9 protein-coding genes are annotated in these 10489 nt (G+C 67.7%); 5 read left to right on the top strand and 4 right to left on the bottom strand.

The annotated features are described in order from the left end of the window. The 3 genes from AMK24_RS32335 to AMK24_RS32325 all read right to left on the bottom strand — a co-directional run. Positions 1–341: helix-turn-helix domain-containing protein (locus tag AMK24_RS32335; RefSeq protein WP_143203780.1), on the bottom strand; the 341-nt coding region annotated here is incomplete at its 3' end. Between the two features lie 152 nt (positions 342–493). Further along, positions 494–1090 carry an HAAS signaling domain-containing protein gene (locus AMK24_RS32330; RefSeq protein ID WP_073772436.1) on the bottom strand — a complete coding sequence of 199 codons (597 nt, stop codon included), beginning with the start codon at positions 1088–1090 and terminating at the stop codon, positions 494–496. A 10-nt stretch (positions 1091–1100) separates the two neighbouring features. Further along, positions 1101–1475 (bottom strand): PadR family transcriptional regulator, encoded by a 375-nt coding sequence (locus AMK24_RS32325; protein ID WP_073772435.1) that lies wholly within the window; start codon positions 1473–1475, stop codon positions 1101–1103. A gap of 390 nt (positions 1476–1865) precedes the next feature. Here AMK24_RS32325 and AMK24_RS32945 point away from each other — a divergent pair. From AMK24_RS32945 to AMK24_RS35090, 4 genes are all read left to right on the top strand, one after another. Continuing rightward, positions 1866–2746, top strand: a protein-coding gene (locus tag AMK24_RS32945; protein WP_107427524.1) for an IS5 family transposase whose coding sequence is annotated in 2 segments (ribosomal slippage) — positions 1866–2226 and positions 2226–2746 — 882 coding nt in all. Because the reading frame shifts where the segments join, the coding sequence is not laid out codon by codon here. 1208 nt (positions 2747–3954) lie between these two features. Next, positions 3955–5109, top strand: coding sequence for a ParA family protein (locus AMK24_RS32310; protein ID WP_073772433.1), 1155 nt, complete (start codon positions 3955–3957; stop codon positions 5107–5109). Beyond that, complete coding sequence (locus tag AMK24_RS32305; RefSeq protein WP_073772432.1) at positions 5106–6131, top strand: ParB/RepB/Spo0J family partition protein; 1026 nt, start codon at positions 5106–5108, stop codon at positions 6129–6131. The genes AMK24_RS32310 and AMK24_RS32305 overlap by 4 nt, the downstream gene beginning before the upstream one ends. A gap of 103 nt (positions 6132–6234) precedes the next feature. Continuing rightward, entirely contained in the window at positions 6235–7488 is a 1254-nt protein-coding gene (locus AMK24_RS35090; RefSeq protein ID WP_242435351.1) for a DUF2637 domain-containing protein, read from the top strand. Positions 7489–7950: 462 nt separating this feature from the next. Here the strand turns inward: AMK24_RS35090 and AMK24_RS32295 are convergent, their stop codons facing one another. Next, entirely contained in the window at positions 7951–8376 is a 426-nt protein-coding gene (locus AMK24_RS32295) for a hypothetical protein (protein ID WP_073772431.1), read from the bottom strand. A 729-nt stretch (positions 8377–9105) separates the two neighbouring features. Between AMK24_RS32295 and AMK24_RS32290 the strand changes: the two genes are divergently transcribed. Continuing rightward, positions 9106–10218, top strand: a complete 1113-nt coding sequence (locus tag AMK24_RS32290) for a bifunctional DNA primase/polymerase (protein ID WP_079190753.1) — start codon at positions 9106–9108, stop codon at positions 10216–10218. The last annotated feature ends 271 nt before the right edge of the window (positions 10219–10489 follow it).

The raw sequence follows: 10489 nt of genomic DNA, 5'->3' as shown, positions 1-10489 counted from the left end.
TCCGCCCGGCTGTCGCCGACGCGGTCGCATTCGGCAAGGGTCCCCTCCAGCAGGACGAACTCCGGATCGTGCTCACGCAGCGTCTTGAGGAGGCCGGGGGCTCGTTCGGAGAGCAGGCCGGTCACGACGGTGACGTACGCGTGGGCGGTGCCGACGGATATTCCGAACCCGGCCGCGATCCTGGTGGGAGTATCGTGGCGGCGCAGGTACACCAGAGCGGCGAGCGCACGTTGGTGCGGCGGGAGCTTGCAGCGGCGGTCACCCTCGCGGGTGACGACGAGCATGGTGACCCACTCGACCAGAGCGTGAGGAAAGTCGAGTACGGCAGGACAGGGAACCAACAGGGCTCCTGTGCCGATGGGTTGAGACCTCGAACACCTCCCTCAACGGCACGGGGGCCTTGTGCGTTGCGGCCCCCACCTCGACCTGACCGGCGTCACCCGATCAGTAGCCACGCTGAAAACGCTCACTCCGCTGTCACAAAACCGAAAGATCACGCCTGGCGATCCCTGGTCCGCAACAGCCATCCCACGCCGGCCAACGTCAGGAGAAGTCCGGCGACGGCCCCCGGCCAGCGCCATGTGTCGATCACTGCGTAGTTGCGGGGTGCGACGAAGGCCAGGTACCAGATCACGTTCATCGTGGCGGGCAGGAGTGTGGCCAGGATGAGGCCTGCCCATTTGCGGGCTGCCGTCCAGTAGCGGGAGCGGCACACCATCACTACGGCCGTGATCTTCATGGCTATGCTGATCCAGCTCAGGAGCACATGGTCTCCCGCGTAGGGCAGCACGGTGCTGATTATCAAAAGGAGCAGCGGTAGCCAGGCGGGGGAACGGTGACGCTTCGGTGTGCGTGTGGGGGATGTGGTGGTGTGGCCGAGTTCGTGGAGGGCGGTGTTGGCGATCGTGCGGGGGTCACCCACTTCGTGGAGGATCGCGCGGACGTCGCCGGGCCGTTCGGCGCGCGCGACCTCTATGTGCTCGCTGAGGTCGGCGAGGAGTTCCTGACGGGCTGCCGGGGGCAGTGCCGTGCTCTCGCGTTCCACGGTCGCGAGGTACTCCCGAACCAGGGTGTTGTCGTCGGTCTTCAAGGTGCGCCCCTCAGGGGTTGTGCCGGCGCCCGTTGGGGGGCGAAAGGAGGTGGTCGACGGTGTCGCGGAATGCCGGCCAGAGGCCGGTAAAGGAGTCGAGCGCGGTGCGTCCCGCATCGGTCAGCTCGTAATAGCGGCGCGGCGGGCCGGTGGAGGACTCCTGCCAGGTGGTGACGACGAGTTCGTCGCGCCGGAGCCGTGAAAGCAGGGGGTAGACGGTGCCCGGGCTCGTGGCGAGCACGGTCTCCTGCAAGTCCTTCAGCAGCTCGACCCCGTACTTGGGCCCGTCTCGCAGAAGGGCCAGGACGCAGTACTCCAGGACCCCTTTACGGAGCTGGACCTCGATCTTCTCCGGAACCTGATTACTTGCTTCACCGGCTACCATGCAGCACAAGATACCAGGTCTCGCATGTATTTGTCCGTGAGCAGGTGTGCGCAGCCGCTCCACGGCGGCCGATCAACCGCTTCCCAGCTTCATGCCACGAACGCGCCCGCTCAGAGGGGCGACCCGCACGCGCTTGCTACGCGGCCGAGACGACCGCGCGCATCGCGGCCAGGCGGTCACCTGGACCACCCGCCAGACCGAAACCCACAGCTGGAACAGCCTCAACGACGAACAGCGCGCACGCCTGGAAGGTCTCGGGCTCACGCCCCGGACCACACCGGCCACGAAGGGGAAGGGCGCTGGGGCGTTCGAGCGGGGCATCACTGCACTCACCTAGGCACTGTCCGGCGGATCATGTGACTTTCCGGCCGGTCGCTCATTGGTTGGGTCATGGGTCGGGGGGATCTGACGAATCGAGAGTGGTTGCTGCTGGAGCCGCATCTGCCCTCGCTGGGTGGCCGGGGCGGCCGGTGGAACGATCACCGGACCGTGCTCAACGGGATTCTGTTCCGGGTCCGCACCGGTGTTCCGTGGCGTGACCTGCCGGAACGCTATGGCTCGTGGAAGATCGTGTATGAACGGCATCGCCGCTGGTCGGCGGATGGTACCTGGGACCGGCTCCTGCAGGCGGTCCAGGCCGACGCCGACCTTGCCGGGCGGATCGACTGGTCGATGGTGGGCGTCGACTCGACGTCCTGCCGGGCCCATCAGCACGCGGCCGGCGCCCGCAGGGTCGGACCGCGGGTCCCGAAAAAAGGACGAGGCCCCGGCACCACCGCCCCGATGAGGGACTCGGACGGTCCCGGGGCGGTCTGACCTCCAAGATCCACCTCGCCGGTGAAGGCGGCTGCCGCCCCATGGCTCTACTGATCACCCCAGGCCAGTGGGGTGACGCCCCGCAGATGATCGAGGTCCTGGACCGGATCCGGGTTCCCCGGCCGCTGGGCGGACGGCCCCGGACCAGGCCCGACCATGTCAGCGGCGACAAGGCTTACAGCTCACGCCGAAATCGCCGCTACCTGCGAAGACGGCGCATCACACACACGATCCCCGAGCCGAAGGACCAGCGGGCCAACCGCCGGCGCAGAGGCAGCGCGGGCGGCAGGCCAGCTGGCTTCGACCGCGAGCGCTACCGGCGCCGCAACGAGGTCGAGCGGACCATCAACCGGCTCAAGAACTCCCGCGCGGTCGCCACCCGTTACGACAAAAGGGCCTACGTCTTCCACGGCACCGTCACCGCAGCAGCAGTCCGCCTATGGCTCCGCCCATGATCCGCCGGACAGTGCCTAGGACTGGAAGCGAGAATGCCGGCCGGAAAAGGGTGACATCAGGCGGCGAAGCCGATGTTCGTCACCTATTCGTACTGCCCGCTGGCCCCCTAGATCCAGCAGGACACCGGTGGTCCAGGCATCCTCCAGGACACGGCCGTCACCGGCACTCCAAGCAGTCACAAGGGAATCCCAGCAGCGACTATTGATGTACCGGTAAACGAGAGTGCACCGGTAAAACACGAAAACCTGGGCCTGATCAAGGAAACAAATCCCCACTCGGACGTCGCCGGAGGAACTGAGACTCTTCAAGAGACAGCAGGGCCAGGACACGTTCCACACGTTCACCCTGACCATCCTCAAGACGAACGACCTCGCCGAACAAGCCTGGACCATCCTGCACCGCACCGTTCTCGACGAGGTCCTGGGGACCTCCCACGAGAGCCTGTCCTTCATGGACAGCGACATAAGTGTGAGCTGCTGGCTGGGCTGCTCGGTCGACGGCGGCAGCCACGATGGTGCGGGCGAGCAGGGCGGATTTGTGGACGCCTGTGTAGTCGACTGCGGTCAGGGCCATGGCGGCGCAGGAGGCAGTCTTGCCGAGAGGGAATGCCCGTCGGCCAGGTAGCCCTCAGAAGTCGCCGAGGCGCTTGCGACCATAGGCATAGGTGCCCCCGAGGCGGGATAGAGGGTAGCGAGCCAGGCGGAGGAGGTGGCGTTGCAGTAGGCCACGACCACTGCCGGGGCGAGGCTGAACAGCAGGCTGGAGCCGGCCGCACGGGCGCGGTCTGTTCGTCGTGGAGTTCGGCCCCCGAGCGTGATGGGACAGGCTGAAGGTGTGGAGATCAAGGACGTCCGGCGGCTCGGCAGACCCGGAGCCGTCGTCGATGCTCCTGCCGCAGGAGCCGATGATCCTGTCGTGCCACGCGTCGTGAGCCTCCTCAGCGACCGGATGAGCCAACCGGAAGCTCTTTGGGTTTCCTCGGTTTACGGCGCATGGCATGGGCATGCTTCCAGGCGAGACCGTTGCGGCACAGGGAGAGCGCACGTGGCAGGAGCGTCGGCCGCAGCCATTGACTGATAACGCCGTTATCAGTGCCGCTCCGCAGCCCGAGCCGATCCGGTGTGTCGCGCAGTCAGTGAAGTGCAGCGACACGCGTGTTGAGCAGGGCGTTGAACACAACTCTCCGCAAAGTTAGTAAGCTGACCTCATGGTCACTTCAAGTACTGCTGGAGATAGAGAGAAGGTTGTCTCCAAGCTGCCGTCCTGGCTGCGCCAGGACCTCAAGGTTCGTGCTGCGGAACTCGGCGTCGACATCCAGGACGCTGTTTCCGCCGGCATCACCGCCTGGCGTGAAGCGGCACCCGATGAGTGCCCCACTGTCGACACATCAGGCTCCAGTTCCTTTTCCACGTGGCTTCCGCCGGGCCAGTGGCAGGAGCTCAAGAGCACCTGCCACGAGCGTGGCGGCATGCCGTTCGTCCAAGGCCTCGCTCAGTCGGTACAGAGTTGGCTGAGGGCCAACCCCTCCCCCAGGCACCGTCCCGTCACGGGCATCGTCCAGCGCAAGGTCGTCATAAACCAGAAGGGAGGGGTGGGGAAAACGGCTGTCGCCGCTGGTGTCGCGCAAGCGCTCGCCGAGGACGGCATGCGGGTGCTGCTCGTGGACTACGACCCTCAAGGGCACCTGAGCGACCAGCTCGGTGTCGAGCAGCTCCCCCCGGGGACGGACAGCCTGGTGCTGCACATGTGCGGCGAAGGCAAGGGGCAGCTGAAAGACTTGGTGGTCACGATCGAGTCGCCCCGCTTCGAGAAGCGCCTCCATGTCCTGCCCGCCTGCCCGGACGGATTCCTCCTCGACGCGAAGATCGCCGTCGCACGGATGCGGAACAAGGAAGCCGCGTTGGAGCGGGCGCTGCAGCCGTTGGAGAAGGACTTCGACGCGATCGTGATCGACTGCCCGCCGAGCCTCGGCATGGCGACCGACGCGGCGATCTACTACGGGCGGCGTCGCCAAGGCGAGGCCGAGGGCATCTCAGGCATGGTCATCCCCGTGCTGGCCGAGGACTCCTCGGCAACGGCATACGCCATGCTGGCCGATCAGGTCGAGTCGCTGCGAGACGACCTGGGTCTGGAGATCGAGTATCTCGGGCTCGTGGTGAACCTCTACGACAGTCGGCGCGGCGTCGTCGCCACGTCCTCTCTCCGGGAGTGGCGGAACCTGGGGGATCCGAAGGTGCTCGCGGTGATCGGCGACCTCAAGGAACAGCGAGAAGCGGTACGCAAGCGGATGCCGCTGCTGGAACACGCCCCTCACTGTGACCAGTCGACGGGCATGCGGGCGATTGCGAGGCAGATTTCATGAGTTCCAAGGAAGACCAGCTGGGCGCATCGTCGTCGTTCGCGCGGGCCGGCAAGGCGCGCAGTGTGCGGCGCCAGCTGACCGACCAGGCTTTCGGAACCGTGGATCCCAACGAACTGCCGCTCACTGATGTCAGCGTCAACCCCGACAACCCCCGGGAGACCCTGGGCGACGTCTCCGGGATGGCCGCCAGTCTCAGCGAGATCGGGCAGATCCAGTCCATCACCGTCGCGTCCGTCGAGGCATACCTCCGCGACCGCCCTGAGCGAGCATCGGAACTCGAGCCGGGTGCGGGTTATGTCGTCGTCGACGGTCACCGTCGGCTGGCGGGGGCACGGGCTGCAGGGCTCGCGACGATCAAGGTCACCGTCGACGACGCGCGGGTCACCACGGACGAAGCCCTTCTGGAGTCCGCGTTCGTCGCGAACGCCCAGCGGGAGAACCTCTCCGACCTGGAAGAGGCAGCGGCGCTGAAGACCTTGGTGGCGTTCTACGGATCGCAGCACAAGGCAGCCAAGAGGCTCGGTGTCACCCAGCCCTACATCTCGCAGCGGTTGTCCCTGCTGGAGCTCGCCCCCGAGCTTCAGGCGGACCTGGAGGCCGGCCGCCGTAAGGTCGAGCATGTGCGGGGGCTGGCCAAGCGCACCCCGGAAGAGCAGCGCGCAGTAGCGGACGCGCGAGCTGTGCAGGCCGTGGCGAAGAAGGGGAAGCGGAGTGGCCCCTCGTCTCAACCGTCTTCTGATAACGGCGTTATCGCCCCCGCGCGGCAGAGGGCGAAGGAGCCGCCGGAGTCCCCTGCTGATAACGCCGTTATCAGCAGGCCCGCCGAGAACCAGCCTTCCGTGGTGGCTCCGGCCCGCCCGACGGGACGGGAGACTGATAACGCCGTTATCAGTGCCATCACGGGCCAGAGCTCCTCGAGGCATCTTCCCTGGCACAGCCCGCACGCACTGAACAAGCTGGTCCGCGAGCACATGACCGTCGAGGACCGACACACCCTCGCCAAGCTCCTGACCCAGGAGTGAGTCCACGCACGAGCGCCCCTGCCGTGCCGAGGTCACCCGGCAGGGGTGCTAGCTCCTCCTTCAGCGAACCCTTCGACAGCCCGCTCCACCAGGAGGCTCTCGCGTGGCCGCGATGCAGCTGACACGCACGCACCGCATACTCATCGGGGTCGTCATCGCCGGTGCGGTGGTCATCGCCGCGATCGGTTTCGCGGGTTCCTACGCCGCCGTGCGCGAGCTCGCGGAGGACAAGGGCTTCGGGACGTTCTCCCTGGTCTTCCCGATCGGCATCGACGCGGGCATCTGCGTCCTGCTCGCCCTGGACCTCCTGCTCACCTGGATGCGCATCCCCTTCCCGCTGCTGCGCCAGACGGCGTGGCTGCTGACCGCCGCGACGATCGCGTTCAACGGGGCCGCCTCCTGGCCCGACCCGCTCGGCACCGCGATGCACGCGGTGATCCCGGTGCTGTTCGTCGTCGCCGTCGAGGCCGCCCGGCACGCGGTGGGCCGGATCGCCGACATCACCGCCGACAAGCACATGGAGGGCGTCCGCCTCACCCGCTGGCTGCTCTCGCCCATCCCGACGTTCAAGCTGTGGCGGCGGATGAAGCTGTGGGAGCTGCGCAGTTACGAGCAGGTCATCAAGCTCGAACAGGACCGGCTGATCTACCAGGCCCGCCTCCAGGCCCGCTTCGGCCGCAACTGGCGGCGCAAGGCCCCCATCGAGTCGATGATGCCCCTGCGGCTGGCGAAGTACGGCGTCCCCCTGGCCGACACCGCCCCCGCGGGCCTCGCCGCCGCCGGCATCGAACCGACGGCTCTCATGGCGGGGGTGCCGACCGTCGAGCAGGCAGAGCCGCAGTCGAACGGGAGCAGCGCAAGGTTCGGACCGGAGCGGACGAAGCCGAAGAACGGTTTGTTCGAGGAGGTGCCGGATGAGCCCGGGGTCTCGAACGAAGCATCCGGGAGCCATGTCGGCGAGGGGCGTTCTCGTTCTGAGGAGACGCCGGTGGAGAAGATCGCCGTGTCCGCTGCGAAGGCGGAGTGGACGGGGGAGCGACGCCGCGTGGTGCAGATGCGGATCCCCGAGCACGATGAGGTCCCGGGCTTCGTGACCTCACGCCCGGACCCGGCAATCGATCTCGCCCAGCCTGCGCGGGAGGAGGCGTCGGAGGTCCAGGAGCGCGAGGCTGAAGTACGGACGGGGCCGGAAATCGTGGCAGTCCGTTATCGGCGGCTGCCTCCGGAGGAACGTTCCCGGTCCGCGAATGCGCTCGCGCCGATTCTTGCCGAGGGCTCCGGCTACACCGTTGGAACGGTGCGGAAGTACCTCGGGGAGATCAAGCGGGCCGAGAAAAGCGCAACCGTATCGAGCTGAGCGCCTCGGTTCCCACCCGTCTCATGGGTGGAATTCGTGGGCGTCGGGTCGGCGGGTAGAGGACCGAACCAGGCGGGAAAGCCGACGGGAGGTGTTCCGTGGAACTTGTCATTCCAGTCGAGGTCGGCTTCCTCGCCCTCGCTCGACGGGTGCCAAGCGGTGACCGCCGCCTGGCATAGAGAGCGTTGGAACGAGCTGACCTGCGTTTTTCCAACTCGAGGGGTGTCTGTCCGTATCCGTCGCCGCCTGGAAGCGGGGGCTCCGCCGTTCGCTGGGCGGCCAGTGACACCCCCGTTCCACACGCCCCGGAGTTCCAACGCGGCCCGGAGTTCCAACGCGGCCCGGAGCTCCGGTTGGCGCCGGAGCTCGCTGCGGGCCTTCTGCGGTGGTTCAATTCCAGCGGTCGGCTTCCGGCGTACCGGAGGCCGACCGCTAACCGATTTTCTGTCGCGGGGCTGTGGTTCAGATGCGGGTCATGGTGGACGCGTAGCCGCCCCCACCGGGGTAGACCCAGTCGCCGGTCATCTGAATGCCGTCGGCGTTGAACTTGCCTTCGAAGTAGGCGGGGCTGCCCTTCTCGCCCGCCCAGATGGTGAGCTTGTCGTCGACCAGCTCGTAGACGTAGTCGAAGGTGTTGCCCTGGGAGTCGTAGTACCGCGACACCACGTCGTCGCCGGGCTGCTCGCCGAACGGGCGGAGGTGGCCGATCATCTCCATGCCGGAGACCTGTTCGCCGTCCTGGGTGAGGTCCACGTGCTGGATCAGGAAGAATCCGCCGGGCATCCACTCGTACCGGACGGTGCCTTCGGCTCCGCCGGTGACGGCCCAGGTGCCGACCAGGCGGTCGAGAGACTTCAGTTCAGCGCTCGGCGTGTTGGCTTCGGACATGTCGTTCTCCTCGAAAGGTCTCTTCCGGGTTCCACTTGGTCGCCTTCCCGCCCAGCGGGGGAGGAGGCTTCTTTCGCCGGTCGTCAGGAGACGGGCTGCCGGGGAATGGGGTCGGTGGGCCTGCTGGGGGGCTCGCGGTGCCCGCCCCCCCGGGGGGGCGCGGTCTTACGCTGCACGGTCCGGGGGGCGGGGCGGTGGCGACATGCCGTGTCGCCGTCCGACAGAACCCTTCCGCGTGGGCCCGTACCAAGCGGATCGAAAAGTGGATCGAATAGTTCCGGAAGTAACGGTTATCTTCGCAGCGACGGCGGAGGAACCGTCGCTGCGGTGGTTCGGTCGCCGCAGCGACCGGAGAGTCGCTCGGTCGCTCGCCCGCGTGTGCGTGCTACCAGGGCAAACGGGCCTTCCGACGTCCGTAGCGACTCAAGCGACTCAAAGTTCGGGTATATGAAGCCATTTCGCGTGTGCAGGTGTGCGTCATATACAGGTGGGTCGAGTCGCTTCAGTCGCTGTCGGGCATCGGCAACCCCTCCGAACTGCCGCTATGTCGATTCAGAGGTACAGCGACTCACGAGGTTCGGTCGCTGTGGAATTCGTACGAGCGAGTAGAGGCTTCTTCGGCCTCGATACGGTGCAAGATTCGGGAAGAGGAAGCTCCGCACAGGCCGGATGTTTTCGCTAATCTGTGTTGGTCGTTGGGTCGCTTCAGTCGCTACGGGGGAACGGTGTATGGCTCCTGAGCTGCGCGTTCTGGGATTCTCCACCGCACGCCCGGGATCCGTCCTCCCGGCTGGGCCGCGGTCTGTGGACGTTGCCCGGTGGTGTGCGGAGCAGGGTTGGCCGGTTCATCCGTTGGCGGCCGGCCGCAAGACTCCGGCGGGCAACTGCGAGGCCTGCCGGGCTCCCGGTCACGCCTACTCGGGCTGTCCATGCCCGGCAGAAGGGCGTTGGTGCCACGGTTTCCGGGCCGCCACCCGTGACGTCGAGAGAATCGTGCGGTGGTGGGGGAGCGCCCCGGAGTCAGGGGTGGGGGTCTCGTGCGGTCCAGCGGGGCTGGTGGTCATCGACATCGACGCCCACGGGCAGGAGCTTCCCGAGCGCGACCGTCTGCTGCCGGGCATCCCCATCCCGGGGCAGGTGGACCTGACGGGCCTCGCGAACGGCTACCACACGCTGGCTGTTCTGGCGGCCCTGCGGGGCGCTCCCGACCCGGCCGCCGACGAGGGCACCCTGCGGGTGCGGACCCCGTCAGGCGGCCTCCACGTCTGGTACCGGGCACCGGACGCCCGTCCGTGGCAGAGTTCTTCGGGGTCGGGTGGCGGGCGTGCGCTGGCCTGGCAGGTGGATGTGCGCGCCCATGGCGGGTACATCATCGCGCCGGGGACGCGGACCCGGGCGGGGGCCTACAGGGTTTTGGGCTCGTGCACCAGGCCTGCGGTGCTGCCGGCCTGGCTGGCCGAGGAGCTTGAGCGTACGGGCCACCTGCCCCGGGACCGGCCGCCCGGGCCCCGCCCCGTGCCGCCCAGAGCGCTCCAGGCGGTCGTCGAGGCGGGCGGCGGCAGGCAGGGGGCCTTCAGCGTGCTCGGCTCGGTGCTGGCCGAGGTGACCGCCTGCGCGGCGCATGCCGAGGGCGCCGGTTTCTCGGAGAAGCTCAACCGGGCCTCGTACACCGCGGGCGGACTCGTCACCGCCGGGTTCCTCACCCGTGAGCAGGCGGAGCAGATCCTTCAGGACGCCGCGGCCGGGGCCCGCCCGGAGCAGGGCAGGAGGGCGGCCGGGATCATCCGCAGCGGGATGTCCGCCGGTGCGCGCCGGCCGCTGTACCCGGGGAGAGAGGGATGACCCCCGGAGGGGGATCGCCGTCCGGCTTCGACGCTCATGCCGTGGCAGCTCAGATCATCGCCCGGTCCGCTTCTTCCGGACCTCCACAGTCTGTCGGAGGTCTTCCGGGCCAGGTGGGGGCGTCTGTGCTCCAGGAGCGGGTGTTGGGGGCGGCCACCGAGGGCCGGCGCGGCAAGGAGAGGCAGACAAGGCCGCAAGCCTGACGCGTGACCGGCCCGGCGGGCACGCCGGGCCGGTGGACGCTCAGTGCAGTGGAGGAAGTGGCCCGGAT

Source organism: Streptomyces sp. CB02366 (genome assembly GCF_001905905.1).
Lineage (GTDB): Bacteria > Actinomycetota > Actinomycetes > Streptomycetales > Streptomycetaceae > Streptomyces.
This window is presented reverse-complemented; position numbering and strand designations above follow the sequence as displayed.